The organism is Pseudomonas juntendi, assembly GCF_009932375.1.
In the GTDB taxonomy this organism is placed as follows: Bacteria; Pseudomonadota; Gammaproteobacteria; order Pseudomonadales; family Pseudomonadaceae; genus Aquipseudomonas; species Aquipseudomonas juntendi.
In genome coordinates this window covers 14,019-40,121 of the sequence record NZ_BLJG01000110.1, presented here as the reverse complement: position 1 = coordinate 40,121, position 26,103 = coordinate 14,019, and the positions used below count along the sequence as shown (strand labels likewise).

The 26,103-nt window shown below is 63.7% G+C and carries 25 protein-coding genes; 6 read left to right on the top strand and 19 right to left on the bottom strand.

All coding sequences use genetic code 11. The features are described 5' to 3' along the window. Positions 1–205 precede the first annotated feature (205 nt). The 4 genes from GYA94_RS15495 to GYA94_RS15480 form a co-directional block, all read right to left on the bottom strand. On the bottom strand, positions 206–832 hold the full coding sequence (locus tag GYA94_RS15495) for a fumarate hydratase C-terminal domain-containing protein (protein ID WP_161892641.1): 627 nt from the start codon (positions 830–832) through the stop codon (positions 206–208). A 10-nt stretch (positions 833–842) separates the two neighbouring features. After that, positions 843–1,715, bottom strand: coding sequence for a fumarate hydratase (locus GYA94_RS15490; protein WP_054911565.1), 873 nt, complete (start codon positions 1,713–1,715; stop codon positions 843–845). Positions 1,716–1,776: 61 nt separating this feature from the next. Next, complete coding sequence (gene pcaF / locus GYA94_RS15485; RefSeq protein ID WP_054911566.1) at positions 1,777–2,979, bottom strand: 3-oxoadipyl-CoA thiolase; 1,203 nt, start codon at positions 2,977–2,979, stop codon at positions 1,777–1,779. A gap of 32 nt (positions 2,980–3,011) precedes the next feature. Further along, positions 3,012–4,352 carry an MFS transporter gene (locus GYA94_RS15480; RefSeq protein WP_054911567.1) on the bottom strand — a complete coding sequence of 447 codons (1,341 nt, stop codon included), beginning with the start codon at positions 4,350–4,352 and terminating at the stop codon, positions 3,012–3,014. Between the two features lie 234 nt (positions 4,353–4,586). Here GYA94_RS15480 and GYA94_RS15475 point away from each other — a divergent pair, with 234 nt between their 5' ends. Continuing rightward, positions 4,587–5,861 carry an OprD family outer membrane porin gene (locus tag GYA94_RS15475; protein WP_161892640.1) on the top strand — a complete coding sequence of 425 codons (1,275 nt, stop codon included), beginning with the start codon at positions 4,587–4,589 and terminating at the stop codon, positions 5,859–5,861. Positions 5,862–5,944: 83 nt separating this feature from the next. Then, positions 5,945–6,796, top strand: a complete 852-nt coding sequence (locus GYA94_RS15470) for an alpha/beta fold hydrolase (protein ID WP_054911569.1) — start codon at positions 5,945–5,947, stop codon at positions 6,794–6,796. 55 nt (positions 6,797–6,851) lie between these two features. On the opposite strand, the gene GYA94_RS15465 is transcribed toward GYA94_RS15470, so the two are convergent. From GYA94_RS15465 to GYA94_RS15435, 7 genes are all read right to left on the bottom strand, one after another. Beyond that, entirely contained in the window at positions 6,852–7,616 is a 765-nt protein-coding gene (locus GYA94_RS15465) for an enoyl-CoA hydratase-related protein (RefSeq protein WP_054911570.1), read from the bottom strand. Then, entirely contained in the window at positions 7,616–8,503 is an 888-nt protein-coding gene (locus tag GYA94_RS15460) for an amidohydrolase family protein (protein WP_161892639.1), read from the bottom strand. The genes GYA94_RS15465 and GYA94_RS15460 overlap by 1 nt, the downstream gene beginning before the upstream one ends. Continuing rightward, positions 8,503–9,144, bottom strand: a complete 642-nt coding sequence (locus GYA94_RS15455) for a carboxymuconolactone decarboxylase family protein (RefSeq protein WP_054911572.1) — start codon at positions 9,142–9,144, stop codon at positions 8,503–8,505. Before GYA94_RS15455 ends, GYA94_RS15460 begins: the two co-directional genes overlap by 1 nt. 3 nt (positions 9,145–9,147) lie before the next feature. Then, the gene (locus tag GYA94_RS15450; protein WP_161892638.1) at positions 9,148–10,359 is read right to left on the bottom strand and encodes a CaiB/BaiF CoA transferase family protein; all 1,212 of its coding nucleotides are present in this window, start codon (positions 10,357–10,359) and stop codon (positions 9,148–9,150) included. A gap of 16 nt (positions 10,360–10,375) precedes the next feature. Further along, positions 10,376–11,056, bottom strand: a complete 681-nt coding sequence (locus tag GYA94_RS15445; RefSeq protein ID WP_218031601.1) for a glutathione S-transferase family protein — start codon at positions 11,054–11,056, stop codon at positions 10,376–10,378. 86 nt (positions 11,057–11,142) lie between these two features. Then, on the bottom strand, positions 11,143–11,769 hold the full coding sequence (locus tag GYA94_RS15440; protein WP_218031600.1) for a glutathione S-transferase family protein: 627 nt from the start codon (positions 11,767–11,769) through the stop codon (positions 11,143–11,145). After that, the gene (locus tag GYA94_RS15435) at positions 11,766–12,524 is read right to left on the bottom strand and encodes a GntR family transcriptional regulator (protein WP_161892637.1); all 759 of its coding nucleotides are present in this window, start codon (positions 12,522–12,524) and stop codon (positions 11,766–11,768) included. Before GYA94_RS15435 ends, GYA94_RS15440 begins: the two co-directional genes overlap by 4 nt. A 191-nt stretch (positions 12,525–12,715) precedes the next feature. Between GYA94_RS15435 and GYA94_RS15430 the strand changes: the two genes are divergently transcribed. The 3 genes from GYA94_RS15430 to GYA94_RS15420 are packed head-to-tail and all read left to right on the top strand — an operon-like array spanning position 12,716 to position 15,976. Beyond that, positions 12,716–14,242 (top strand): 3-hydroxyacyl-CoA dehydrogenase, encoded by a 1,527-nt coding sequence (locus GYA94_RS15430; RefSeq protein WP_161892636.1) that lies wholly within the window; start codon positions 12,716–12,718, stop codon positions 14,240–14,242. A gap of 9 nt (positions 14,243–14,251) precedes the next feature. Then, positions 14,252–15,031 carry an enoyl-CoA hydratase-related protein gene (locus GYA94_RS15425; protein WP_161892635.1) on the top strand — a complete coding sequence of 260 codons (780 nt, stop codon included), beginning with the start codon at positions 14,252–14,254 and terminating at the stop codon, positions 15,029–15,031. 45 nt (positions 15,032–15,076) lie between these two features. Then, complete coding sequence (locus GYA94_RS15420) at positions 15,077–15,976, top strand: 2-hydroxyacid dehydrogenase (protein ID WP_161892634.1); 900 nt, start codon at positions 15,077–15,079, stop codon at positions 15,974–15,976. Here GYA94_RS15420 and GYA94_RS15415 read toward each other — a convergent pair. The 7 genes from GYA94_RS15415 to hpaH all read right to left on the bottom strand — a co-directional run bounded on the left by GYA94_RS15415 (position 15,966) and on the right by hpaH (position 23,803). Next, the gene (locus tag GYA94_RS15415) at positions 15,966–17,411 is read right to left on the bottom strand and encodes an aldehyde dehydrogenase family protein (RefSeq protein WP_161892633.1); all 1,446 of its coding nucleotides are present in this window, start codon (positions 17,409–17,411) and stop codon (positions 15,966–15,968) included. The two genes, GYA94_RS15420 and GYA94_RS15415, sit on opposite strands and share 11 nt — an antisense overlap. A gap of 68 nt (positions 17,412–17,479) precedes the next feature. Beyond that, positions 17,480–18,427: a fumarylacetoacetate hydrolase family protein gene (locus GYA94_RS15410; RefSeq protein WP_110676466.1), complete on the bottom strand. Its 948-nt coding sequence runs from the start codon at positions 18,425–18,427 to the stop codon at positions 17,480–17,482. A 22-nt stretch (positions 18,428–18,449) separates the two neighbouring features. After that, entirely contained in the window at positions 18,450–19,757 is a 1,308-nt protein-coding gene (locus GYA94_RS15405; RefSeq protein ID WP_110676468.1) for an MFS transporter, read from the bottom strand. A 43-nt stretch (positions 19,758–19,800) separates the two neighbouring features. After that, positions 19,801–20,667, bottom strand: coding sequence for a DODA-type extradiol aromatic ring-opening family dioxygenase (locus GYA94_RS15400; protein ID WP_054911582.1), 867 nt, complete (start codon positions 20,665–20,667; stop codon positions 19,801–19,803). Positions 20,668–20,682: 15 nt separating this feature from the next. Continuing rightward, positions 20,683–22,158 (bottom strand): aldehyde dehydrogenase family protein, encoded by a 1,476-nt coding sequence (locus GYA94_RS15395; RefSeq protein ID WP_110676508.1) that lies wholly within the window; start codon positions 22,156–22,158, stop codon positions 20,683–20,685. 47 nt (positions 22,159–22,205) lie between these two features. Beyond that, complete coding sequence (locus tag GYA94_RS15390; RefSeq protein WP_161892632.1) at positions 22,206–23,003, bottom strand: aldolase/citrate lyase family protein; 798 nt, start codon at positions 23,001–23,003, stop codon at positions 22,206–22,208. Further along, on the bottom strand, positions 23,000–23,803 hold the full coding sequence (gene hpaH / locus GYA94_RS15385) for a 2-oxo-hept-4-ene-1,7-dioate hydratase (protein WP_054911584.1): 804 nt from the start codon (positions 23,801–23,803) through the stop codon (positions 23,000–23,002). The genes GYA94_RS15390 and hpaH overlap by 4 nt, the downstream gene beginning before the upstream one ends. 121 nt (positions 23,804–23,924) lie before the next feature. On the opposite strand from hpaH, the gene GYA94_RS15380 reads away from it, so the two are divergent. Continuing rightward, positions 23,925–24,839 (top strand): LysR family transcriptional regulator, encoded by a 915-nt coding sequence (locus tag GYA94_RS15380; RefSeq protein ID WP_054911585.1) that lies wholly within the window; start codon positions 23,925–23,927, stop codon positions 24,837–24,839. Here GYA94_RS15380 and mhpT read toward each other — a convergent pair. Next, positions 24,836–26,059 carry a 3-(3-hydroxy-phenyl)propionate transporter MhpT gene (gene mhpT, locus GYA94_RS15375; protein ID WP_161892631.1) on the bottom strand — a complete coding sequence of 408 codons (1,224 nt, stop codon included), beginning with the start codon at positions 26,057–26,059 and terminating at the stop codon, positions 24,836–24,838. The two genes, GYA94_RS15380 and mhpT, sit on opposite strands and share 4 nt — an antisense overlap. Between the last annotated feature and the right edge of the window lie 44 nt (positions 26,060–26,103).

The following is a 26,103-nucleotide window of genomic DNA, read 5'->3' as shown; positions in this document are numbered from 1 at the left end:
GTCCTGAGTCGGGCGTGGGTTGTTGTGTGGCAGACAAATACGCGGCAAGGCCAAAGGCCAGTGCCGCGCTGATTTATGTTATACCATAACCTTTCGCGCCACTAGCGTTGGCTGCCGCAGCCCGATCCCGCCTCGGTGCTGCGCCGCCTGCCCCTAGCAGAACCGCCGGCTGCAAGCTGCTGGTGCCAGGCGGTTCTTGCCCATGTCAGGAAAGCTGACTTTTCCCCTGCCGAGCCTGAGCGTGCAGGCCTGCCAACACTTCCCCTGAGCGGGCCCCGGCTGTCTGCGCATTCTGCGCGTACAAACTGTTCCCCTGCGCATCAATGGCAACCACTGCCGGCCCCAGGCCGTTCACATTGATGCGTGAAAGCCGATAGTGCGTGACCATCTCCGGCCAGCCGACCTCGACAACCCGCTGAATCGCCCGGGACAGCAAGGTGCAGCCGCCACCCAGGAAGGACAGGTATACGCACCCGACCTTCCTCATTGCCTCGACGCTATGTTCATCCAGGCCACCTTTGCCGCCGACCACCCGCAGGCCGAAACCCTCGATCAAGGTTGGCATGTACGGGTTGAACCGGGTGCTGGTCGTGGGGTTGATGTAGAGCATCTCGAAATGCTCGCCCTCCCCTTGGCTGTAGCCCCCAAGATGAAAAAGCGCTTGGCCGCGCAACTCGACAGGGGGGGCCTCGCCGCTTTCCAGGCAGTGCGTCAACCGCTGGTGCGTGGGCAGGCCGGCGGTGATCACCACGTCGCCGTCAACCACCACCAGGTCGCCGGCACGAAGGGAACGGATAGCGTGTTCATCAAATGGCGCTTGAAGCCGCTTCATAGGGCGTTCCTCACTCGAAATAATCGACGCGACCGTCCGGGTGGATCCGGGCGGAACGTCGTCGGTTGATCCAGCAGTTGAAGCACACGGCCACCGGCGTGAAACCATGGCCGGACGCGTAATCCACGTGCACGGCCATGGCCGTGCTATCGCCCCCGGTACCCATGGGGCCGAACCCCGTGGCATTGACGGCTTGGCGCAAGCGTTCTTCCATATCCGCCAGCACTGGCTCGGGGTTGGATGTTCCGATCTGGCGCAGCATGGCCTGCTTGGCCAGTTTCGCGGCGTAGTCGAAGGTGCCGCCAATCCCGACACCGATCACCACCGGAGGGCAGTGCTGAGGGCCAGCCTTGAGGACCACTTCCATGACATACCGCTCGATGTCTTCGAGGCTTGGAAAGGTGAAGATTTCCAGTGCTGCCCAGCGCCCGGAGCCCAGGGCCTTGGGTGAACAGGTGATCTCGACGTAATCAGCGTCATCGATCAGTTCGAAGGTGGTGATGGGCATGTCCTTGCCCGCGTAGCCACGTTCAAGGGTCAGCGGGTTGGTCACATGGGCCAGCATGGGTGGCTGGATGGTGGCGACGAGGTCGCTGAAACCATCGGTGATGGCCTGCTTCACCGGCCCATCGAAATTGACCTTGGTGCCAACCTTGACGAAATACACCGGCACCCCGGAGTCGGAGCAGACAAAATGGTTTTCCTCTTCCGCCGCGCGTGCGCTGGCGATCATGATGTCCAGGGTCTGGCTTGCGGTCTGGTTGCGCTCCACGGCCTTCGCCTGGGCAAGCGCCCGCTTGGTGTCTTCAGGGATTTTCTTCAGCGAGCGCTCATAGAGTTCGGCAGTCACTTGGCGTAGCAAGTCCGACGAGATGGTACCCATTACAGGCTCCTCAGCATTTTTTCTTGTAAGAAGCCAGGCAAGCCTGGCTTGAGGTGTTGCGTCAAACGCGTTCGAAGGCCAGCGCCAGGCCCTGGCCGACCCCAACGCACATCGTTGCCAGGCCGCGCCGGCCGCCCTGCTTTTCCAGGGCGTGAATGGCGGTCATCACCAGCCGTGCACCGCTCATGCCCAAGGGGTGACCGAGGGCGATGGCACCGCCATGCGGGTTCAGGTGCAGGGCGTCGTCGGCAATGTTCAATGCCCTGGCCACGGCCAGGCTCTGGCTGGCGAACGCCTCGTTGAGCTCAATGACATCGAAGTCGCCAATGTCCAGTTCAAGCCGGGCCAGCAGTTTCTGCACGGCTGGCACAGGCCCGATACCCATGACCCGTGGCGCCACCCCCGCGCTGGCCATGCCCAGCACCCGGGCACGTGGGGTGAGGCCATGGCGCTCGACCGCCGCTGCGCTGGCAAGGAACATGGCGGCAGCACCATCGTTCACACCCGACGCATTGCCTGCGGTTACGGTGTTGCCCGCACCGTTCACCGGTTTCAACGCCGAAAGTGCCTGCAAGGTGGTTTCCGGGCGCAGGTGCTCGTCCTGCTCGACGATCCGTTCGCCCTTGCGCTCACGCACGACCACAGGAACGATTTCTTCAGCGAAGAAACCACTGCGCTGCGCCTGCGCCGCGCGGGCCTGGCTACGGTTGGAAAAGGCATCCTGGTCTGCACGGGAAATACCGTATTGCGCGGCAACGTTGTCCGCGGTCTGCGGCATGCTGTCGACGCCATACTGCTCGGCCATGGCCGGGTTGACGAAGCGCCAGCCGATGGTGGTGTCCTCGATGCTCAGCGCACGGGAATACGCCGCTTCAGCCTTGCCCATTACAAACGGTGCCCTGGACATCGACTCGACGCCACCGGCAATGGCCAAGGCCATTTCGCCGCAGGCAATTGCCCGGTAGGCCGTACCAACTGCGTCCAGCCCCGAGGCGCACAGGCGGTTCAAGGTCACCCCCGGCACAGATGCCGGCAACCCGGCCAGCAGCGCGGCCATCCGCGCAACATTGCGGTTGTCCTCGCCGGCCTGGTTGGCACAGCCCAGGAACACTTCCTCGATGGCCGTCAGGTCTACCCCAGGGTTGCGGGCGATCAACGCCTTGAGTGGAACAGCGGCCAGGTCATCCGCCCGCACGCCCGCCAGGGCGCCAGCAAAACGCCCGATTGGCGTACGGACGGCATCGCATATGAAAACATCACGCATGTGCATCGTTCCTGTGCAGATCCTGAAGCGAATCAGTTGGCTTTGACGACGGGCTTGCCGGCTTCAGCCGGGGTGCCCAGCAGGATCATCGCGGCGCCGGTCAGCATCAGCACGCCGTAGGCGGCCTGGGATGCGGCCATGCTGCCGGTCAGATCGATCAGTGCACCCACCAGCGCCGGCATGAACACGTTACCGACACCGGCCAGCGTGGTGACCAGGGCGATGCTGCCCGCTGCCGCCTTGCCGGTCAGCAGGCTGCCGGGCAAGGTCCAGAACGGACCGGTCGCGCCCAGAACCGAAGCGGTGGCGACGATCAGCAGAATCACCGAGACAGTGGTGCTGGGTTGCAGAATGGCCAGGGTCAACCAGCCAAGCGCCGAAATGCTCAAGCAGATCGCCACATGCCAGCGGCGCTCCATGACCTTGTCCGAATGCTTGCCCACCAGGTACTGCGCGATCACACCCACCATGAACGGCAGTGCCGACAGCAGGCCGACATGGAACAGGTCGGTGATGCCCGTTTTGCGAATGATGGTCGGCACCCAGAATGCAGCCGCCACTGCGCCACTGAAAACCGCCAGTGCGGTGAACGCCAGCACATACACACGTTTGTCCTTGAACGCGCCCCAGAGGGAATGGTGTTCGTTGGCATTGCTGGTGTCATCTGCCGCCAACTCGTCGAGAATGACCTGGCGCTCCTGCTCGGACAGCCACTTGGCTTCCTTGGGCGAGTTGTCCAGCAACAAGTAGGTGGCAACGCCCATCACGCAGGCCGGCAGGCCGGCGACCAGGAACAGGATCTGCCAACCCTTCAGGCCGAACAAACCGTCCAGGTGCTGCATGATGCCGCCCGCCAGTGGCCCGCCGATCATGCCGGAAATAGGGATCGCAGCCATGAACATCGCCGTTACGCTGGCTCGGCGGTTACGCGGCACCCACAGCGTGAGGAACAGCAACACCCCCGGGAAGAAGCCCGCTTCGGCCACACCCAGCGCAAAGCGCAGGATGTAGAACATGGTTTCGCTTTGCATCATGGAGAACGCCGCACAGGCGATACCCCACATGATCATGATGCGCAGCACCGTCTTGCGAAAACCGATGCGCTGCAGCATCAGGTTGCTGGGAATCTCGAACAGGATATAGCCGACGAAGAAAATGCCGGCGCCGATGCCGTACACCATTTCGCCAAAACCAAGGTCAGTCATGAAGCCGAGCTTGGCGAAGCCGATGACGTTGCGGTCAATCAGTGCCAAGACGTAGCAGATCATGAGCAGTGGCAGGATCTTCCATTTCACACGGGCGAACGTCCGCTGGGCGAACTGTTCGTCGGTGTAAGCCTGAACGGCATCTGCACTTTCGCGCGCTGTGATCATTGTGGGTTGCCCTGTTGTTGTTATCGGTTTTGCCGTCACATGAGCGTGCCGCTCAGTGTACGGCTATCAGCCAAGCCCTGGGCGCTTGCTGTGGTCCCATGAGACCGCTGGACGGCCTAAAAGTCAATAGGTCATTTTTATAGCCTATTGACTTTTAGGTTGTCCTCGTCGGTAATTGTGGGGGGCTGACGCGATGCCAGCCGACAGAAACGCCCCCACATAGGACAGGTAACAATGACAACAAACCTGAACCGGCAGCTGCTGACGCTGACCACACTTACCCTCGCCGTGTCGTCAGGCGTACAAGCCGCTTTTCTCGATGACAGCAAGACCTCGGTGGACTCCAGAACCTTCTATTTCCAGAACGATTACCGCGATGGCAGCGGCCAGAACCGCGTCGAAGAAAGTGCCCAGGGCCTGACCTTTCGCTTCCAGTCCGGCTACACCGAAGGCGACATTGGCCTGGGCCTGGATGCAGCACTGATGTACGGCTTCAAGCTCGACTCAGGTCCGCAGCGAAGCGGCTCTGGCCTGCTGCCGCGTAACGCCGAAAGCCGCCCGGGTGGCCCCAGCTATGCCCGCGAGTCACAGGACGAATACAGCAAACTGGCCCTCACCGCGAAGCTGAGGCTGTACCAGGACACGCAAGTGCTGGTCGGTACCATCAACCCAAGCCTGGGCGTGTTGCAGCCGAGCACCACCCGGCTGTTCCCCCAGGACTTCCGCGGCACCCAGGTCACCAACACCTCGATCAGCGGGCTGACCCTGCGCGCCGGCAGGCTCGACCGCGCCCGCCACCGGGACTCCACCGATTACCAGGGCATCGGTATCGCCTACGCCAACGGGCAATACCCACGCACCGACAACCGCGACTTCAAATACGCCGCAGCAGACTACGCGCTGGGCAAGGATGTGGTGCTCAGTTACAACATCGGTGAGCTGGAAGACGTCTACCGCCAACACTTCGTCGGCATCAAAGGCAAGTTGCCGGCGGGGCCGGGGCGCCTGGTCAGCGACATCAGGCTGTTCGCTTCCCAGGAAGCCGGCGCTGGCGACGCCGGCACTATCGACAATCGGGTGTACAGCGGGCTGTTCGGCTACGAGTGGAACGGCCACACGCTGCAGGCCGGCTACCAGAAGGTCGATGGCAAAGGCGCATACCCGCAGCTGGAAAATACAGCCACCTACCTGCACACCGAAATGATGCTGACCAACTTCGCCAAGCAGAACCAGGCTTCATGGCTGGCGCGTTATGACTACAACTTCGCGGCTGCCGGCCTCCCCGGGCTGATGCTGACCGTGCGCTATGTGAAAAGTGACAACGCCCAGGTCGTCGGGGTGCAGCAGGATGGCCGCGAGCGGGAACTGGATACCGATATCGGCTACGTGGTGCAAAGCGGCACGTTCAAGGACCTCGCCGTGCGCTGGCGCCATGGCGTGCTGCGCAGCAATTACCAGCGCAACAGCGACCAGGACCGCCTGATCGTCGACTACAGCTTCAAGTTCTGATCCAGCTCATTCCACCCTCCCCCACGCCGGCCACGCTCTGGCGGGTGGGGTGCAGGGGTTTCCCCCCAACCGGAAGGTGTTCAATGAAACTGTCGAAATTAGTCGCCCCTCTGAGTGTCTTGTGCGCAATTGCGCTCGCCCCGGCCGCCTGGTCGCAGGGCAACATCGCCCACCGCACCATCCAGCATGCCGACGCCACCATCGCCTACTCGGTACAGGGCCAGGGGCCGCTGGTGATGATCCTGGCCTCCACTGGCCGCGGCAGCGCCGAATTCGCCCCATTGGCCGAGCAACTGGTGCGCCGCGGCTATCGCGTGGTCTTGCCCGAACCCAGGGGTGTGGCAGGCAGTAAAGGGCCGATGAAAAACGTGACGTTCCACGATTTCGGCGACGACTTCGCCAACGTGATCGCCGCCGAAGGCGGCCCGGCAATCGTTGCCGGGCATGCGTACGGCCAGTGGATCGCCAAGACCATCGCCAGCGACCACCCACAGGCTGTGCGCGGGATCGTGCTGCTTGCCGGTGGCGCACGCCAGTGGCCCAGCGAGCTGTCCGATGCCATCACCCGGATCAACGCCGAGCAAACCCCCGAGGATGAAAAACTCGCCGCGTTGCGCCTGGCCTTCTTCGCCGAAGGGAATGATCCGCGCCCCTGGCTGACCGGGTGGCACCCGCAGGTCACCCAAAGCCAGCGGGAGGCACGTGCCAATACCCCCAAAGAGAGCTACTGGGCAGGCGGCAGCGCCCCGATCCTGGACTTGCAGGCTGGCGCCGACCCCTTCCGGCCCGAGCGCTCGCGCATGGAAACCAAGGAGGAGTTCGGCGACCGGGTGACGATCAAGGTCATCCCACATGCAAGCCATGCGCTGCCGGCGGAGAAGCCTTTGGAAACCGCCGACGCCATTGCCGATTGGGCTGATGGCTTACCTCGGTAAGCGTGACGAAAAAAGGGAGATCATCACTGATCTCCCTTTGCGCCACCCCGCCTGATCAGCGCCCGACGAACACCGGTGCGCGCTTCTCCACCACCGCCCGGGTCGCTTCACGGGCGTCCTCGGTCGCCATCAGCCGGGTGCTGTAGCCCTGCTCGACCTGATAGCCGTCTTCTACCTGCATGAACTCGATCTCGTTCAGCGACGCCTTGCCCATGCGCAAGCCCAGCGGGCTCTTGCTCGCGATCAGCCGGGCCAGCTCCTGGGCCCGCGACATCAGGGCCTCAGGCGCCAGAACCTCCTCGACCAGGCCAATGCGCAGTGCCTCTGCGGCGTCGATCGGCAGCCCGGTGAAGAACATCTTGCGCAGGTTGCCCTGCCCGATCAAACGCCCAAGGTGCGCGCCGCCGCCACAGCGGCCGACGTTGATCTCCGGCATGCTGAACTTTGCCCGTTCGCTGGCGAGGCGAATATCGCAGACTGCCGCCAGCACCGTTCCGGCGCCCAACGCAGGGCCGTTTACCGCTGCGATCACCGGCACGGCGCACTGGCGTACCGCCGCGAAACATTGCCGCACGACTGCCGCACGCGCGGGGTCTTCATCGACGGTCGCGGCAAGGAACTCGTGCAGATCCAGGCCAGCACAGAAGGCCCGATCACCGGCAGCGGTGAAAATCACGCAGTTGACCGCCGGGTCGCTCCCCAGCCGGGTGAACAGTTCGCCGATAGCCTGGTAGTGGGCCAAGGTGATTGCGTTAACCGGTGCACGGTCCAGCGTGACGACCGCCACGCCCTCGTTGATCTCAAGCTTCAAATCTTGCATCACGCGCTTTCCTTACTGTCGAAACCGAAAAGATGGGCAGGGTTGTCCACCAGGATCTGACGAATGATCGCTTCGTCCCCTACCCAGTTCATGAACACGTCCAGCAACTGGCCGACGTCCGGTGATTGTTCGGCCATACGCACAAAGGGCCAGTCAGACCCCCACAGCAGCCTGTCTGGCCGCTTGTTCACCAGGGCCTGGTGGAATGGCTGCAGCTCGGCGTATGCAGGTGCCTGCCGGGACACCCGGCAAAGCGACAGCTTTGCCCACACCTGGCCGCTGTCGAGCAGGGCCAGAAACTGCTGGAATGCCGCGCCTTCCACGCCGGCCGCCACATCGAATTGCCCCATGTGGTCGAACACGATCGGCATGTCGAGATGCCTGACCGTCTCGAAGACACGCGGGCAGTCCTGGGCCTTGGCCCAGATGTGCGCGTGCCAGCCCCGTTCGCGCATGCGTGGCGCCAATTGGCACAGGGTATCGACGCCTATGCTGCCGGCGTAACGCTTGCCGCTGCTGGGGTCGAGCATCTCGATAAAGCGCAACCCGCGTACCCCCGCCTGATGCAAGGTGTCGAGGCTGGCGTCGCTGATGCTCGCATCGGCAACGGCGACGCCCCGTGCCCGGCCGGCCAGCTCACCCAGGGCATTGACCAGGGCGCGGGTATCGGTGCCATAAGGTGCCGGCTGCACCAGCACGCCCCGGTCCAGGCCGACGCTGTCCAGCATCTGGCGATAGACCGAGGGCGCCGCCAATGGAATCGCATACGTGGCCGGGCCGGTGGCAAAGGTATCGAGCGGGCCGAAGACGTGGCAGTGCACGTCACAGGCACCCGCCGGCACGCTTCGAGCGGTGTGCGCCGGCATGCGCGGTTCAATGGTGTCCATCAACGCTCCCCCATCGCAGGGTGTGCGCCAGCCTGGAATACCGCCGGCGCCGGCTCTGTCAAACGCGGTAAGCCGCACTGGGCATCGGTTGCCACTTGCAGGGGCGCCTTGACCTCATCGGGCAGCGGAATACGGTGCACGTTCAGGGTCATGGCAACCAGCGTGTAGTAGCCGATCACCGAAGACAATTCGACCACGCCCACCGTGCCCCAGCGCGCATGAATGCGCTCGTACACGTCTTCCTGAACGTCGCCATGCAGTTGCATCTGCCGGGCGAAGGTATAAATGTCCCAGGCCTCCGAGTCGTCGAACACCGGTGCCTCCCCTGCTGCAATGGCGTCGATGATCGTGCTCTGCAACCCGGCCTTGGCTGCGTCGTCGGCGTGAATATGCCATTCCAGCTGGCCATTCCAGCGCCGCGCAGTGACCAGGATCGCCAGTTCACTCAAGCGTTTGGGCAACACCGTGTCGTACCGCAGTACTTCGCCCAGGCGCTGCCAGCGGTCAGCCAGCACCGGGTTATGCATGGCGGCCCGCAAAGGGCCCACAAGGCGCCCGCGGGGGCCACGGACAACGGCTTCATACACTTCAGCCTGCGCCTCGGACATGGTGCGGGCATCAAACAGCGGAATTCTGGCCATGACTCACTCCTGCGAGGCGGCGGATGGAACAGGGATCGTGATGCCAAGCTCACGCAACACCTCAGCCGTGTGCTGGCCCAACAGCGGCGGTGCACGGTTGAAATCCAGGCTGGCATTGCGCAGGCGAATAGGGCTTACCACTTGCGGTACCACGCCGGCCAGTGGGTGGGGCAGCTGGCGCAGCATTTCTCGGGCCTGCACCTGCTCGTCGGCGAACACCATGGGCACCGTGTTGATCGGCCCGCACGGCACCTTGGCTGCTTCCAGCGCGCTCAGCCATTCCTGCAGCGGGCGCTCGGCAAGCCGCTCGGCGATAAGGCGCAGCAAGGACGGCAGGTTGTCGACCCGGGCCTGGTTGGTGGCATACAGGGGATCGTCGGCCAGTGCTGGCGCTGCAATCACTTCGCAGAAACGCCGGAACTGACCGTCGTTGCCTACCGCCAGCACGATGTGGCCATCGGCGCACTTGAAAACGTCTTGTGGCTGGATGTTCGGGTGGCGATTGCCAGCGCGCTGCGGGATCTTGCCCGATACCAGGTGGTTCATGGCCTGGTTCGCCAGCACCGCCGTCTGCACATCCAGCATGGCCAGGTCGATGTACTCGCCCTCACCGGTGCGCTCGCGGTGCGCCAGTGCAGCCAGCACCGCCACGGTGGCATACATGCCGGTCATGATGTCGACGATCGGGATACCGACCTTCTGTGGCCCACCGCCCGGCAGGTCGTCCCGCTCCCCGGTCACGCTCATCAAGCCGCCCATGGCCTGGATCATGAAATCGTAGGCGGCGTTGTCACGCTTGGGTCCGGTTTGCCCGAACCCGGTAATGGAGCAGTAGATGATATCCGGCTTTACCGCCTTGAGATCGTCGTAACCCAGCCCGTAGCGGCTCAAGGTACCGACCTTGAAGTTCTCCAGGACTATATCCGACGCGGCCGCCAGCTCCCTGACCACCTGCTGCCCGGCCGGGTCCGCCAGGTCGACGGTGACCGAGCGTTTGCCGCGGTTGACCGACAGGTAGTAGCCGGCTTCTTTCGTCGCGTTGCCTGCTTGGTCTTTGAGGAAGGGAGGCCCCCAGGTACGGGTGTCATCCCCGACCTCGGGGCGCTCGACTTTGATTACGTCAGCACCGAGGTCAGCCAGAACCTGTCCCGACCAGGGGCCTGCCATGATCCGGCTCAGATCGAGAACGCGGATATGTGAAAGTGGGCCTGCCATGTTATGGACTCCAGAGTTAGGTGGCGCTCGGCGCGTTGTCATCACGAATTGCGGTCGCGGCCACCGCGGGGCGCGACCGGAACTGCTGATACCAGTGCGCCAGGGCCGGGTGGCCAGGGCGCCAGGCAATGAATGACCAGCGAAAATCCAGCTGGCCAAGCGCACAACCGATGGCGATATGGCCTAGCCCGAAGGGTGCGGCTTCAAGCTCGGCAGCCTGGGCTTCCAGGGCGGCGAGCACGGCTTGGCATTTTGCGTTGAAGGCATTGAGAAAGGGGTCGTCGGCACAGTCGTGGGGCAAGCCACGGTCGATGTACCAGTTGCGCCACAGCAACAGCACATCGATGAATCCGTCGCCCAGCGCTTGCCAGGTCATGGCTTGCAGGTAACGGGCACGGTCGGCCGGGACCAGCCTGGTGCCATTGTGCAGGCCATCGAGGAAGTCACAGATGACACGCGAGTCGTAGAGCTTGCGGCCATCGGCCAGCACCAGCGTCGGGATCTTGTTCAAGGGGTTGTCGAGCATGACCTGCTCATTGAGCTGGTTCATGCCCACGACATTGCGCACGCAGGTGACGCGGTCGAGCAGACCCGTTTCGTGCAGTACGATCATCACCTTGCGTACGAACGGTGAGCGCGGCGACCAGTGCAGGGTCATCGCTTGGCTTGCCGGGTGGGGAGTAGAGACAAAGGTCACTTTTGATCCTATGTGCTAACTTTATGACCTTTTCAGTATAGACCTATCTGAAAAGCGCTTGCCATCCCCCGTGCAATGATTTTTTCTCAGGCGTGCGCAGGCGCGCTCAACCGGCTGGATTCGCGCGCCTCGAAGCGCTGCTGCCATTGGGCAAGCTGGGGGTGGCTGGCATGCCACGGCACGTCGGCGAAGCGAACCGCCAGGTAGCCCAGGGCGCAGCCGATCGCGATATGGCCAATTCCGTAGGCAACCGTATCCAGTTGCGCCACCTCATGCTCCAGCAATTGCAGGGTCGATGAGAGCTTGAGTGCGCTGGCGTGCAGGAAGTCCTGCTGCTGTTGGGCCTCGGGCCGCTCACGTTCATGTCGCCATGCAATCAGCGTGTCACACAAGCCATCGCCCAACGCCTGCCAGCGCAAGGCTTGCCAACGCCTGTCGGCCTGCTGCGGGTACAGCCCCGGGCCGTGCCCGAGGGTATCGAGGTATTCACAGATCACCACAGAATCGAACAACACCGAGCCGTTACCCAGCTCCAGTGTTGGAATGCGCATCAACGGGTTGATCGCCAGCAGCGCAGCATTGGGCACGTGCCGGGAGACCTTGGTGCGCACACAGCGCACCTGGCCTCCCAGCCGGTGTTCATGGATCACGCACATGACCTTGCGCACGAACGGCGACAGTGGCGACCAATGCAGCGTCATCCGGCCAGTCATACGCTGACCTTGACGTCGAGCCTGACCACGTCACCTCGGTATACCCCATCCCCGACGAACACCAACCGCCCCTGGTCATCGATGGCAGACCGGTAACAATAGGCAACCGGGGCATTGAGCGGGATCTCCAGCGCCTCTGCAGTCGCCAGGTCTGCCGTGCCAATGGTGATGGTCTGGTGCACTTCCTTCAGCGTCAGGCCGGGCAGGTCCTTGAGAATTCGCAAGGTCGTGTGGGTTTCAAGCAGTTTCGCCGGAATCTTGCGCACCAGCCGCGCATCGATGAATGCGTTGCCGATGTAATACGGTTTGCCTTCGCGCAGGTGGCGGCGCCGCCAGCACCGGTACTCCTGTGCCATTTCACCGATCTTGTGCTGCACATTGACAGGCTGGGCCTTGACGTCGAAAGACAGCACCTCTGTCGTGACCCCTTCCGGTGACAGCAACAGGCCCGACCAGTCGGTGGGCACTTCACACCACATCTGCTCTTGTGGCTGCTGGATGACGAAAGTGCCCTTGGCACGGAAGCGCCGTATCAGCTTGTCCTCTTCGAGGATGTCCAGCGCTTGACGCACCGTTGCGCGAGCCACGCTGCACTCCGCGGCAAGGTCATCCACCGTGGGTATCTGCCCACCTACCGGCCACAGGCCTTGCTCGATCCTGCGGCGGAACAATGTGGCCAGCTGGATGTAGCGGGCTACGCCACTGCGGCTGAAATCAATGCCTGACTTGCTGGCCAATGCATCTAGGTCTTTCATCAATTCTTCTCGTTTGTGAGCCCGTGGGGCATGCCTTGATCGCGCGGCGGCAGTATCGCATAAACCATAGGTTTGCATTATTAGCCTTTAAGGTCCATTGGCAGTTAATTCTATAGGTCATCCTATTGACCTTTAAGGCCTCGTGTACGTACAGTGTTGGCATCATTCGCACTGTCACACGGGTATCAGGCATGAGCACCGCACTGAGCAAAACAGCCAGCATTGGCATCATAGGGGCAGGCACGATGGGTGCGGGCATCGTCGCCGTGGCCTTGCGAGCCGGGCATGCCGTGTACCTGCACGACACGCGCCAGCAAGCGCTGACCCAGGGCGCCGAAAGCGTCACCGCCTCGCTGGATCGATGGGTCAAGCGCGGGCACCTGACTGCCCGGCAACGGGACGAATGCCTGGCCCGGCTGACCCTGGCAGCCGAGTTGAGCGAACTCTCGGCGTGCGCACTGGTGGTGGAAGCCATCATCGAAAACCTGGAAATCAAGCAACAACTGTTCAGCGCACTCGAAGCAGTGGTCGGCGAGCACACCATCCTCGCCAGCAACACCTCCTCCATTTCGATCACGGCGATCGCGGCAACCCTGCAAAGGCCGCAGCGCATGGTCGGCATGCATTTCTTCAACCCGGCAACGGTGCTGCCGCTGGTCGAGGTGGTCAAAGGCGAAGCCACCTGCGCAACCGTGGTAGCCCAGGTCAGCGAACTGGCCGCCCAGTGGGGCAAATGCCCAGTCGAGTGCAAGTCAACGCCAGGCTTCATCGTCAACCGCGTGGCCCGCCCGTTCTACGCCGAAGCCCTGCTGGGCCTGGAAGACCAAGTGGCGCCTGCTGCAGTGATCGATGCCGCGTTGCGCGATGCAGGCGGGTTTCGCATGGGGCCGCTGGAGCTGATGGACCTGATCGGCCACGACACCAATTTTGCGGTGACGCGAAGCATTTACGACGCCTTCTTCCAGGACCCTCGCTACCGCCCTTCGCTCACCCAGAAAGCACTGGTGGACGCAGGGTGGCTGGGCCGCAAGACCGGCCGCGGCTTCTACCGCTACGACCCGGGCTCGACGCCCGATGGCATCACCTATGAAGCCGCTTGCCCGCAACCGACGCTGGTCCAGCAATTTGGCGATTTTCCTGGGGCGCAAACCGTTCGGCACTTGGCCGAGGAACGTGGCTGCCCTATCGAAAGGCACAACGGCGACGGCTACCTGATGGTCGACGGCGTGCAGCTACGCCCTTGCCTCGGGCTGACTGCCCTCGCGCTGGCGACCGCCCAGGAACTAGACCAGGTCGTGCTGTTCGACGCCTCCACCCACCTTGAAGCAGCCTCCCTGGTCGTGCTCAGCGGCGCCGACACCTGCAGGCGCGCCTCCCTGGATAGCGTGGTTGGCTTTTTCCAGGCGCTGGGCAAGCAGGTGGTCATCATCGACGACGTGGCGGGCATGCTCGTGACACGCACGCTGTGCATGCTTGCCAACGAAGCGGCGCAGGCCGTCAGCCAAGGCATCGCCACCGCGCAGGCGGTCGACCTTGCCATGCTCAAGGGGGTCAACTACCCGGTGGGCCCGCTGGCCTGGGCCGACGCCTTCGGCAACCACAACGTGGTCACCGTGCTGGACAACCTGGCCCGCGCCTGCCCCGATGGCCGCTACCGCGCCAATGCGCTGCTGCGCCGCAAGGCACTGACCAACACGCCCTGGAACCACGCTGAATAGAGCCCGAACATGCCTTCGACAAACCCCGTTCACCAGCAGATTCACACAGATGGCTACGCCATCATCACCCTCGACCGGCCAGAGCGGCGCAACGCCCTGAACCTGGAAATCAAACAGCTGCTGGCCGAGGCCGTAGAGGCACTGGCAGGCGACCCGCGCGTGCATGCCTTGGTGATCACCGGTGCAGGTGGCTATTTCGTCGCTGGCACGGATATCGCCGAGATGCGCGACATGACCCCTACTCAACACACGGCCCTGCAAACCGGACGCCTGTTCGAAGTCGTCGACCGCTGCGAAAAGCCGGTGATCGCCGCGATCGAGGGCTACGCCCTGGGTGGCGGCTGCGAGTTGGCCCTGGCCTGCGACATCATCATTGCCTCGCGCACGGCGCGCCTCGGCCAACCGGAAATCAACGTTGGCATCATGCCAGGGGCAGGCGGCACCCAGCGCCTGCTGCGCACCATCGGCAAGTACCGCACGGCGTTGCTCACCCTCACAGGTGAACCCCTCAGCGCTGAACAGGCTTTCAATGCCGGCATGCTTTCCGAAGTGTGTGACCAAGGCGCTGCACTGCAGCGCGCATGTGCCATCGCCGCGCGTATCGCCGCTCAGCCGCCCTTGGCCGTGCGGGCGATCAAGGCACTGCTGGCCACCGGTGAGGACGCCCCCCTGCATAGCATGTTGAAGCTTGAAAGAAGCGCCTTCGTGCAACTGTTCGACAGCGAAGACCAGAAAGAAGGCATGACTGCCTTCCTGGAAAAGCGCAAGCCAACGTATCGCGGGCACTGATGCCTGCTGCGGCAAGGCGAAACCCACCTGCAAGGACCATTGAACATGCCGACCATCGTCAATCTCGGGCCCATTCCCGACATGCTGGAGCGCCGCCTGCGGGCGCGCTTCGAGTTGTGCCCCATCGCGCAGGCCGAAGCGCCCGAGCAGATCGAAGTGGCCGTGACCACCAGCATGGTCGGTGCCAGCGCTCAGCAGATGGCCCAGTTGCCGCGTTTGCAACTGATTCTGTGCAACGGTGCCGGCCTGGACCGCATCGACCTGGCTGAAGCGGCAGCACGGCACATCGAGGTGTTCAACACCGCTGACGCGGTTACCAAAGACACCGCTGATTACGCCGTGGCTTTGCTGTATGCCGCCAAGCGCAGGGTTACCCAGGCGGATCGCTTCGTCCGGGCCGGCCAGTGGGGCAAGGAAGCCTTCACACCCACCCGCCGCGTCAGTGGCAGCAAAGTCGGCATTGTGGGGTTGGGCAAGATAGGCTCGCTGGTGGCCCAGCGCATGCAGGGGCTGGGGCTTGAGGTGGGCTACCACACGCCCAGGCCAAAGCCGGCAGCCGGGCTTGCCTATTTCGATCACATCGAGCAACTGGCGGCCTGGTGTGATGTGCTGGTGCTGTGCTGCCCTGCAACCCCCGCCACCGACCGGCTGGTCGGTAGCCAGGTGCTGCAGGCGCTAGGCAGCGCTGGCACGCTGATCAATATCTCGCGAGGCTCCGTGGTCGCGGAAGATGACCTGATCCAGGCGTTGGGCCAAGGCGTCATCGCAGCCGCGGCGCTGGATGTGTTCGCCAGCGAACCGGCACTCGACAGCCGCCTCGCCACCCTGCCCAACGTCATTCTCTCCCCGCATGCGGCTGCCATTACCGTTGAAACCAGGGCCGAGATGGCAGCGCTGCTGTACCAGCGCGCTGCCGCTCACTTCCAGGCCGGGCTCACGGGTTGATGTAGCTGGTTTTCACCTGGGTGAAGAACTCGGCCGCATAACGGCCTTGCTCCCTGGGCCCGTAACTGGAGCCTTTGCGCCCGCCAAAGGGCGCATGGGGGTCGACCCCTGCGGTCGGCGCGTTGATCATGACCATGCCGGCTTGCAGCCCGCGCTTGAACCGCGCAGCCTGCTTGAGGGAGGTCGTGCACACCCCGGCCGACAAGCCATAAGGCGTTGCATTGGCCACGGCCAACGCCTGCTCGGCATCCGCCACCCGGATCACCGCCGCCACCGGGCCGAAAATCTCTTCCTGGCAGATACGCATGGCCGGCGAAGCGCCGACGAACAACGCGGGCGTCAGGTAGAAGCCGGGCTTGCCCTCGACCTCTGCAATGGCCTGGCCGCCGTACACCAGCTCAGCGCCTTCGCGCTGGCCCAGCTGGATATAGTCGACGTCCTGGGCGAGTTGCGCGGCATCCACCACCGGGCCAATCCGGGTTGCCGGGTTGCGCGCATCGCCCACCTGCAAGCCTGGCAGCTTCGCCAGCATCGCCGCCACAAAGCGGTCATGGACCTTGTCGGTCACGATCAGCCGTGACGATGCCGTGCAGCGTTGCCCGGTTGCGTGATACGCGCCGTCGAGGGCGCAGGCCACGGCCACCTCGATATCGGCATCATCCAGCACCACCAGTGGGTTCTTGCCGCCCATCTCCAGCTGGAAGCGCGCCATGCCACCTGGGCGGCCGACTGCTGCTTGCGCCACCTTGCGGCCAGTGCCCTCCGAACCGGTAAAGCTGATGGCCGCCAGCCTGGGGTCGTTCAGCAGCACATTACCGATCTCGCGGCTGCTGCCCATCACCAGGTTGAATGCGCCGGCAGGCAGGCCAGCGCGGCTGATGATTTCAGCGAGCACCCAGGCGCAACCAGGCACCAGTTCAGCGGGTTTGAACACCACGGTATTGCCGTAGGCCAAGGCTGGGGCAATCTTCCAGGCCGGAATCGCCAGCGGGAAATTCCACGGGGTGATCACCGTCACCACGCCTATCGGTTCACGGGTAATCTCCACCGTCATGCCCGGGCGGGTGGAAGCCAGCAGCTCGCCTGGCAGGCGCAGGCACTCACCGGCAAAGAACTTGAAGATCTGCCCCGCCCGCAGCACCTCGCCGCGGGCATCGGGCAAGGCCTTGCCCTCCTCCCGTGCCAGCAAGTCTGCCAACTCGTCACGGCGGGCCAGAATTTCGCTGCCGATGCTGTCCAGTGCATCGCTGCGCTGTTGCGGCCCCCATGCTGCCCACTCCGCCAGCGCCTCGCTGGCGGCGGCGAACGCTGCTTGCGCCTGGGCTTCGCTGGCGCGTGCGTAGTGCCCAATGATATCTCGGGTATCAGAGGGGTTGATGTTGGTCGAGACCGCTTGGCCCTCGACCCATTTTCCGTCGATGAAATTGCAATACATCGCTTTGGGCTACTCCCACATCCTAAAGACCGGCAGCGCTCACCCCGCGCGGCGCTGCCACTGGCACATCAGCCCCGTTCGCGGGCGCGCGCGAGGTTGTCCTTCAGTAACGACGGCACACGCTCGTCGAACCCCAGGGCCACACGGCGAACTTCCGGGCTGTCGGTGGGTTGATGGCCGACACCCAGCGCACTGGCGCGCGGTGCGTCGATGGCAATGACCTGCCCACGAATGCGGCCGATGCCGGTCACCTCGCACTCCACCACGTCGCCCGCGCCGATACTGCGCGAGTGGCACGGCGTGCCCATGAGAATGACGTCGCCCGCCTCCAGGGTGATATGCCGCGCCAGGTCGGCGATCACGTAATGCGGGCCCCAGATGGTTTCATCACCGATGTGGGCCTGCTGGACCACCTGGCCGTTGACGTAGGTGCGCAGCGTCTGCTCGAACAGGTTCACCCCGCGCACGATGCCCGGGCCGATCGGCAGCAGCGTGTCGGCGCCTTTGACGCGCAGCATGCTGCCCTGGTCGGTGTCGCGGAAATCCTGCAGGCCCATGTCCAGCGCCGGGCAGAAACCTTCGATGTAGGCCCAGGCTTCATCGGGGGTGACGTTACGGCAGTTGCGCCCGATCACCACGGCGTACTCGCCCTCGTAGTTCAGGTACTGGCAGTCTGCGGGTTTGTGGATCTGCCCTTCATGCCCATTGAGCGACGTGCGCGGCTTGACGAAATACGTCGGGGTCTCGGTGGGCTTGGCCTTGTTGCGTGTTTCGAAACTCCGCGAGCTGTAGCTGATGTGCACAGCGATGATCTTGCCGGGGTTGACCGGCGGCAGGTAGGCCTGGCCTTCGGCAGCGATCACCCGACCATCGTCCAGGCGCAATTGCCCGGCCGCGTCACCTTCCTCGATCAGCGTGCCCCAGCACGCGGTGCCGCCCAACAACACCCGGCGTCGCTCGACACGGGGGCCACGCATGACTTCAGGCAAGGCCTGGAGTGGAAACTCGAAATCCATTTTTTCTAACCTCTTGAAATGTTCAGCGCTTGCCAGTGCGCACGAAAGCGACAACCACCAACCCGGCCATCAGCACGAAGCCGGCAATGATGTACATGGCGCTGGCGGTAGTACCGGTATTGGTCTTGATCCAGCCCACCAGGTACGGGCTGAAGAACCCTGCCAGGTTGCCGATGGAGTTGATCAGGGCGATCCCGGCAGCGGCAGCCACGCCGCCCAACATGCCCGTGGGCATGGACCAGAAGATCGGCGCCATGCTCTGCAGGCCCATGCTGGCCAGGGTCAGGGCGAACATCGCGGCCATGGTGTTGTGCTGGAACACCACGGCCAGGGCCAAGCCCAATGCCCCGGTGCTGGCAGCCGCGCAATAGTGCCAACGGCGCTCGCCGGTACGGTCGCTGTGGCGGCCGACCAGGATCATCGCAACCACGCCGAAGGCGTAGGGGATTGCCGACAACAGGCTGATGTGGGTGGTGCTTTCAACGCCGGTTGCCTTGATGATCGAAGGCAGCCAGAACCCAAACCCGTACTGCCCCATGGAGCTCCCGAAATAGACCAGCGCGAACATCCACACCAACGGGTGGCGTAGCACTGCCCCCAGTGACAGCTCGGTTTTCACCTTGCTTTCGCTGTCGATGCGCGCCTGCAGCAAGGTCTTCTGTTCGTCGGTCAACCACTTGGCGCTGCTGATACGATCGTCCAGGTAGAACAGCACCGCTACCCCCACGATCAGCGACGGAATCGATTCGACCACGAACAGCCACTGCCAGCCGGCCATGCCGTAGCTGCCATCGAGCGAATCCATGATCCAGCCCGAGAACAGCCCGCCAAGCAAGCCCGCCAGCGGTATCGCCGACATGAACAGCGCCATGATCCGGCTGCGGCGGTTAACCGGGTACCAGTAGGTGAGGTAAAGCACGATGCCGGGGAAGAACCCTGCTTCCGCGGCGCCCAACAGAAAGCGCAGTATGTAGAACGTGGTCTGATCATGGACCAACGCCATCGCACCGGTGAGCAACGCCCAGCTGATCATGATGCGCGCGATCCAGCGGCGGGCGCCCACGCGGTGCATGATCAGGTTGCTCGGCAGCTCGAACAGGAAGTAGGCGAGAAAGAACACGCCTGCACCCAGGCCGTACACTGCCTCGCTGAACTGCAGGTCGTCCATCATCTGCAGCTTGGCGAAACTGACATTGATCCGGTCAAGGAACGCGATGACCAGGCACAGGCACAAGAAAGGAATCAGCCGCCGCGTCACCTGGGAATAGGTGGCTTCTTCAATGTCCAGCGCGGCCAGCGGTAGCGGGCCGGTAACGGCATTACCGTTCATGGGTTTGCCTCATCTTATTATTGTAGGGGTGGTTGGAAATCGGTCAGACGTCGAACCAGACGTGGATGTTGCCGGTACCGCGGGCGTTCTCGTATTCCGACAGCGCAGTACCCCTGCCCTGGAACTTGTCGCCGCCCAATGCACCCAGCATCTGCAGGTAATGGGCACCGAACGCTTCCCACGGCTGGCGCCGGTAGTCTTCATCCCAGCGCGCCAGAATCTGGTCATGGCGCCCTTCGGCCATCAAGGCGATAGCGCCTTTGTCACTCTCCATGGCCGCCGCGGAAGACACGTTGCTTTCATGGAAAATGCGCGGGTTGTTGGGCTTCCAGTCGATGCCGTTGAACTTGTGGCTCAGCGCCCCTGATGCCAGCAGCACCACGCGCAGGTCACTGCGCCGGATGGCCTCGCCGACCGCCTCGCCCGACTGCAGGAACTGCGGCCATTCGCAGTTCTGACAGGAGCTGACGGTGACCACGGGAATGTCCAGGGTTTCCAGGCGCAGCAGCTTGATGACGTTGATCGTCGCGTACTGGCGCTCCAGGTCTGGGTGGGCGATTGCCCGGTTGTACCCCCCCTGCTCGCGGGACACCTGCTCGATGGCTTGCGCCAGCGCCGGGTAACCACGGTAGGCATAGGGCACGCCATGCAGGTACCACGGCATTTCATCTGAGGTGTAGCGCCCTTCATAACGCGCACTGGCATCGACCAGGTGATAACCGGTGGTGAACCAGTGGCTGTCGAAGATCACTACCACATCGGGTTTGAGCGCCTGGATTTTTTCGCGTACACGCGCAAACCCGGCAATCAGGTCAGAGTCCTCCCCGGCGCCCATGGCGCGGCGGAACTCTTCACACTGCATCAGGCCTGGGTGGTGCGACACAATCGCCGCGCCGACTATTTGTCCCATTTTTCGTTTTCCTTGTTATCGCTGGCTGAAACTGGCGCGGAACGGCTTTTGCGGCACGACCACGTCTTTCACGTCGCAGAAGAACTCGAAGCTCCAGTCGCCCCCCTCGCGGCCGATGCCGCTGCGCTTGATGCCGCCAAACGGTGCGGCAAGGTCGCGGATACCGAAGCTGTTGACCCAGATGAAGCCGGTGCGCACCTGCTGCGCGACGGCCGTGGCGTGGACGGTTTCGCCATAGCACACCCCGCCGAGGCCGAAGTCCGTGCCGTTGGCCATGGCCACGGCTTGCGCGTCGCTGCTGAAGGTCTGCAGGGTCAGGACAGGGCCGAACACCTCGTTCTGGACGATCTCGTCGGCCTGCTCGACGTTGCCGATCAGGGTCGGCTGCAGGTACTGGGCACCGTAGCTGTGCTTGTCACCGCCCCAGAGCACCTGTGCCCCGCTACTGACCGCACGCTCGATAAAGCCCTGGATACGTTCGACCTGGCGCGGGTGAATGACCGGCCCCACCTCGGTCGCCGGATCACGAGGGTCGCCCACCACCAGGTTTTCCACGTAACCACGCATGGCGGCGACGAAACGCTCGGCAACACGCTCATGCACCAGCAGCCGGGTGCCCGCCAGGCAGACCTGCCCGGCATTGCGATACATCAGCGCTGCGGTGGCAGCAGCGTTATCCAGGTCGGCATCCTCGAGCACGATGAATGCGCTTTTGCCACCCAGTTCCAGGCTGCAGGGCACCAGGTTGGCAGCGGCAGCACCGGCAATGACCTTGGCAGTGGGCACGCTGCCGGTGAACGAGATGCGCGCGATCCGCGGGTCGCTGACCAGCTTGGCCCCGGTTGTCGCCCCGGTCCCTTGCACGATATTGAGCACCCCGGCCGGCAAACCGGCGGCGTGGGCGGCGTCAGCCAGCAACGAGCTGGTCAGGGGTGCCCACTCCGGCGGCTTGACGATGCAGGTGTTACCGGCTGCCAGCGCCGGCCCCAGCTTCCAGGTGGCCAGCATCAACGGTGAGTTCCACGGCGTGATGATCACGGCCACGCCGGCGGGGTCATGGCGGATGTGGTGGGTAGCCTGCTCGGTTTCCAGGCAGCGATCCTGCAGGGTGAGCGCGTGCTCGGCAAACCAGCTGATGTTCAGTTTGGCGCGGTTGATCACACCATGGCGCATGCGCGACAGCAGCACGCCGGCGTCGGTGCTTTCCAGCAGGCAAAAGGCGTCGGCGCGCTTGCCGATCTCTTCCGAAAAGCGGTCGAGGTACACCTTGCGCTGCGCCGCGCTGAGTGCACTCCACGACGTGAAGGCACGCTCGGCGGCCACGATCGCGGCCTCCACATGCTCCGCCTCGCCCTCGGCGATATGGCCCAGCACCTGCTGGTCGATGGGGCTGAAAAGCTCAAAGGTGGTCGCCGAGGCGATCCGCTGGCCGTCGATATAGTGGTCGGGGGAAACCTGTACACCGGCCACGTCAATAAGGGCAGATGGCATCGATAACTCCATTTTGTCGTTGTTGAAGGTCATCAAGCGCCTGGGGCTCAATAACCGGAGGAAGCAGGTGCGGCCTCGGACACGGGTGCCCGGACGCGCCCCAGTAGCGTGCGTGCCGCTTGCGCCAGCAGCGTGGCATCCACCCCTACGGCGACGAAGCGTGCGCCTCGCGCCGTGTAGCGCTGTGCCAAGGCAAGGTCGGTACTCAGTACCCCGGCCGCTTTTCCTGCAGCGTTCACCACGTCGATCGCCTGCTCGATGGCGGCGACCACCTCAGGGTGCCCCGGCTGCCCGATCAAGCCCATCGAAGCGCTCAGGTCGGCAGGCCCGAAGAACACGCCGTGCACCCCCTCCACCGCGGCGATCTGCTGCACGTTGGCCAGCGCCTCTACGGTTTCTACCTGAACCAGCAAGCACACCCGCTCGTTGGCCTGGGTCAGGTACTGCGCATCGGCGCCCCACCGTGACGACCGGGCAAGGCCGCAGCCCACACCCCGCACACCCTGCGGCGGGTAGCGCATGGCCCGCACCAGGTCGCGCGCCTGTTCGGCGTTTTCGACCATGGGCACCATCAGCGTCAGGGCACCGGTTTCCAGCACTTGCTTGATCAGTGCCGCATCCCCGTGCGGCAGGCGCACCACGGGGTGCCCGGGATAGGCTGCAAGGCTTTGCAGGGTGGCCAGAATCGTGCGCAGATCGTTAGGGCCATGCTCACCGTCGATCAACAGCCAGTCGAACCCCGCGGTAGCGCAGACTTCAGCGCTGTAGGCATCGGCCAGGGCCAGCCACAACCCGATTTGCGCCGTGTCGAAGGCCAGCGCTTCGCGGAAGGAACGGGCGGTCATACGAACCTCAGCGAGATCGAACCGAGCGGGCCGTAGTCGGCATGGAAAGTGTCGCCAGGCGCACATGCGACCGGGCGCGTGAACGAGCCACCCAGGATTATCTGCCCGCTTTCAAGGCCTTCGCCATGCAGGGCGAAACGGTTGGCCAGCCACGCCACGCCATTGCCGGGGTGGTTGAGCACCGCCGCCCCCAGCCCCGACTCTTCGATGACCCCGTTCTTGAACAGCAACGCACCAGCCCAGCGCCAGTCCACCTGGTCGGGCCGCATCGGCCGGCCACCCAGGATGATCCCGGCGTTGGCTGCGTTGTCGGCGATGGTGTCGCGCACCTGGCGGGGCACCTTGCTATCGCGGTCGAACTGCTCGATTCGCGCATCGATCAGTTCAAGGGCAGGCATCACATAGTCAGTGGCGTTGAGCACATCGAGCAAGGTCACGTCAGGGCCACGCAGGGGGCGCGCAAGGATGAACGCCAGCTCGACCTCCAGGCGCGGGACGATGAACCGCGACGCCTGCACTTCAGAGCCGTCGGCCAACAGCATGTCATCGAGCAAGGTGCCGTAGTCGGGCTCGGTGATCTGCGCCGAGATCTGCATGGCCCGTGACGTGAGGCCGATCTTGTGGCCAATGACCTTGCGCCCCTGGGCAAGCTGCAGCGCTATCCATTCGCGTTGGATGGCATAACTGTCGTGGATCGTCATATCAGGGAAGCGTTGGGAAAACTGCCGCACCTGTTGGCGCGAAACCTGCGCTTCGTGGAGTTCGGCAGCCAACGCCCGATGAGTTGATCGCTCAAGCACTGTGGGTGTCCCCCGGCCATGAGTGGCCTGTTGTCGTTGTGGATTGAGGGGATTCTTACGGATTGACTTAGCAATAAAAAGCAATGAAAGTTGCTGTTAAATCAACCTGGGCTTGATAATCATGGCTTTCTTGCGCTTCACCCTGCGCCAACTGGAAACCTTCGTCTGCGTGGCAGAACTGCGCAGCTTCGCCGGCGCCGCAGAGCGCCTGGGCATGACGCCGCAGGCCGTAAGCCAGCTCATCGCTGAGCTGGAAAAGGTGCTGTCGTTCCGCCTGTTCGATCGCTCCACCCGCAAGGTCAGCCTCTCCGCGGCAGGCAGTGACTTTTTTGCCTCGGTGCAAACCACCATGCGCCACGCGCGCGCCTGTGAAAGTACCGCTTCCGATGTGCGCAACCGGGCTGCGGGCGTGGTCCGGATCGGGGCGCCCCTGGTGCTGGCCAGTCGCGCGCTACCTGCTGCGATAAAGGCCTATGGCCTGACCCACCCCAAGGTCGTGGTGCGCATCCGCGACCTGCCGGTGGAGATGCTGGCCGATGCCGTCGCGGCAGGTGATGTGGACTTGGCGCTGGGCCCGGATCGCCCGGTTGGCACGGATGTTCGCCGCCAGGCCATGTTCGAGAGCCGCTGGGTGTTGTTCTGCTCGCCGGACCACGCGCTGGCCAGCAGGGCCAGGGTCACCTGGCACGATCTGCATGATATTCACCTGGTGGCCTCGGGCCGGGACCACGAACGCAGCGTACTGCCCATGCACGCAAACGCACCGGAGGCGCTGCGCATCAGCCCGGTAGAAATCGTGGACAACATCACCACGGCGCTGGGCATGGCCGAACAGGGGCTGGCAGCCACACTCGCCCCCGCCTACGTGGGTTGCCTGGCCAGGCACTACGGGCTCAAGACCTGCAACGTCGAAGACCCGGAAACCTTGCGCTCGGTGTGCTTGTATCAATCCACCGTGCGCAACCTTTCGCCCGCTGCCGACGGCTTCGCCGAATTCCTGGGCCCGTGGCTGAAAGAATGGGCCAGCCAGCTCTAAAGCTGGGCGGGCACGCCGTGCTGCACCACGCGGTGCCCCCGCAACAGCCACAACACCGCCCCAGCGGCTACCAGAATGCCAGGGGTTGCAGCCATCAGCACGGTGGCTGCGCCACTGCCAGCGGCCAGCATCTGCCCAGCCAGCAAAGGCCCGCTCATGGAGCCCAGCCGGCCGACCGCCACGGCAGCGCCAACGCCGGTGCCGCGAATGGCGGTTGGATAGAACCGGGGCACCAGGGCGTACAGCACCAACTGCCCACCAATGGAAAAAAAGCCCGCGGTGAAACCTGCGACCAGCATGCCGGTGAGGTGCGCGGAAAGCCCTAGCCCGGCGAGCGCCACGAGAATGCCGCAGTACATCAGCACCACCAGCATCGCCACATTCCACCGGTCGAGCAGCCGCCCGAGCATCAGCGCACCCAACGCCCCGCCCACGTTCAGCACGATCTGCACGGTGGCTGCGTCGACCCGGCTGAAGCCCAGCCCCCTCAGCAATGTGGGCAGCCAGTTCTGCAGGATGAACAGCACCATCAGCGTGAAAAAGAAGCCGACCCACAACAGCAGCGTGGGTCTGGCGGTGTCGCGCTGGAACAGGCCACGCCAATCGGCCTGCTGCCGCGCGCCGGCCGCTCGTTGCGCGCTGAATGCACGCGACTCAGGTAGCCACCGGTAGAGCAGCGGGATGATCAGCAATGGCCCGACACCGCCCACGATGAAGACTGTTTTCCAGCTGTCCTCGGTGCCGGTAAGGCCGATGCCGGCCGCCAGGGCGCCGCCCAGCGGCATGCCGCAGTACATCAGGCTGACGGCCGTGCCATGCAGGCGCTGTTCGACCGCTTCGGAACACAGCGCAATCAGGTTGGGCATGGCTGCGCCCAACCCCAACCCGGTCAGGAACCTGGCGCTCAGCAGGGTTTCATAGTTCCAGGCAAGGGCAGTGGCCAGCGAGAACAGGCCGAACAGGCTCACTGCGGCCATCAGCACCCGCTTGCGGCCAACCCTGTCCGCTAGCCAGCCGCCCACTAGCGCGCCAGGTAGAAGCCCGATGATGCTTGCGCTGAACACCAGGCCCAGCGCACTTGAAGAAAGGTCGAAATGGGCCGCCAGTGACGGGCCGGCGATACCGGCAGATTGAATGTCCATGCCTTCGAGCAGCGCGACTATGAAACACAGCCCGATGGTCAACATGGAGGAGCGCGCAGTGCATGTCATCGTGCTCATGGTGTCACCTTTTATTTGAATTGTGGGTGGTTACAGGTGGCTGG

What these genes read in the sequence shown, in the direction of transcription:
- GYA94_RS15495 (WP_161892641.1), bottom strand. Translation starts at nt 832, where the DNA reads ATGAAGCGGCTTCAAGCGCCATTTGATGAACACGCTATCCGTTCCCTT.
- GYA94_RS15405 (WP_110676468.1), bottom strand. Translation starts at nt 19,757, where the DNA reads ATGAACGGTAATGCCGTTACCGGCCCGCTACCGCTGGCCGCGCTGGAC.
- pcaF (WP_054911566.1), bottom strand. Translation starts at nt 2,979, where the DNA reads ATGCGTGATGTTTTCATATGCGATGCCGTCCGTACGCCAATCGGGCGT.
- GYA94_RS15460 (WP_161892639.1), bottom strand. Translation starts at nt 8,503, where the DNA reads ATGGACACCATTGAACCGCGCATGCCGGCGCACACCGCTCGAAGCGTG.
- GYA94_RS15410 (WP_110676466.1), bottom strand. Translation starts at nt 18,427, where the DNA reads ATGGATTTCGAGTTTCCACTCCAGGCCTTGCCTGAAGTCATGCGTGGC.
- GYA94_RS15390 (WP_161892632.1), bottom strand. Translation starts at nt 23,003, where the DNA reads ATGACCGCCCGTTCCTTCCGCGAAGCGCTGGCCTTCGACACGGCGCAA.
- GYA94_RS15395 (WP_110676508.1), bottom strand. Translation starts at nt 22,158, where the DNA reads ATGCCATCTGCCCTTATTGACGTGGCCGGTGTACAGGTTTCCCCCGAC.
- GYA94_RS15425 (WP_161892635.1), top strand. Translation starts at nt 14,252, where the DNA reads ATGCCTTCGACAAACCCCGTTCACCAGCAGATTCACACAGATGGCTAC.
- GYA94_RS15465 (WP_054911570.1), bottom strand. Translation starts at nt 7,616, where the DNA reads ATGCAAGATTTGAAGCTTGAGATCAACGAGGGCGTGGCGGTCGTCACG.
- GYA94_RS15420 (WP_161892634.1), top strand. Translation starts at nt 15,077, where the DNA reads ATGCCGACCATCGTCAATCTCGGGCCCATTCCCGACATGCTGGAGCGC.
- mhpT (WP_161892631.1), bottom strand. Translation starts at nt 26,059, where the DNA reads ATGAGCACGATGACATGCACTGCGCGCTCCTCCATGTTGACCATCGGG.
- GYA94_RS15400 (WP_054911582.1), bottom strand. Translation starts at nt 20,667, where the DNA reads ATGGGACAAATAGTCGGCGCGGCGATTGTGTCGCACCACCCAGGCCTG.
- GYA94_RS15440 (WP_218031600.1), bottom strand. Translation starts at nt 11,769, where the DNA reads ATGACTGGCCGGATGACGCTGCATTGGTCGCCACTGTCGCCGTTCGTG.
- GYA94_RS15475 (WP_161892640.1), top strand. Translation starts at nt 4,587, where the DNA reads ATGACAACAAACCTGAACCGGCAGCTGCTGACGCTGACCACACTTACC.
- GYA94_RS15490 (WP_054911565.1), bottom strand. Translation starts at nt 1,715, where the DNA reads ATGGGTACCATCTCGTCGGACTTGCTACGCCAAGTGACTGCCGAACTC.
- GYA94_RS15470 (WP_054911569.1), top strand. Translation starts at nt 5,945, where the DNA reads ATGAAACTGTCGAAATTAGTCGCCCCTCTGAGTGTCTTGTGCGCAATT.
- GYA94_RS15450 (WP_161892638.1), bottom strand. Translation starts at nt 10,359, where the DNA reads ATGGCAGGCCCACTTTCACATATCCGCGTTCTCGATCTGAGCCGGATC.
- GYA94_RS15380 (WP_054911585.1), top strand. Translation starts at nt 23,925, where the DNA reads ATGGCTTTCTTGCGCTTCACCCTGCGCCAACTGGAAACCTTCGTCTGC.
- GYA94_RS15480 (WP_054911567.1), bottom strand. Translation starts at nt 4,352, where the DNA reads ATGATCACAGCGCGCGAAAGTGCAGATGCCGTTCAGGCTTACACCGAC.
- GYA94_RS15415 (WP_161892633.1), bottom strand. Translation starts at nt 17,411, where the DNA reads ATGTATTGCAATTTCATCGACGGAAAATGGGTCGAGGGCCAAGCGGTC.
- GYA94_RS15455 (WP_054911572.1), bottom strand. Translation starts at nt 9,144, where the DNA reads ATGGCCAGAATTCCGCTGTTTGATGCCCGCACCATGTCCGAGGCGCAG.
- GYA94_RS15435 (WP_161892637.1), bottom strand. Translation starts at nt 12,524, where the DNA reads ATGAAAGACCTAGATGCATTGGCCAGCAAGTCAGGCATTGATTTCAGC.
- GYA94_RS15430 (WP_161892636.1), top strand. Translation starts at nt 12,716, where the DNA reads ATGAGCACCGCACTGAGCAAAACAGCCAGCATTGGCATCATAGGGGCA.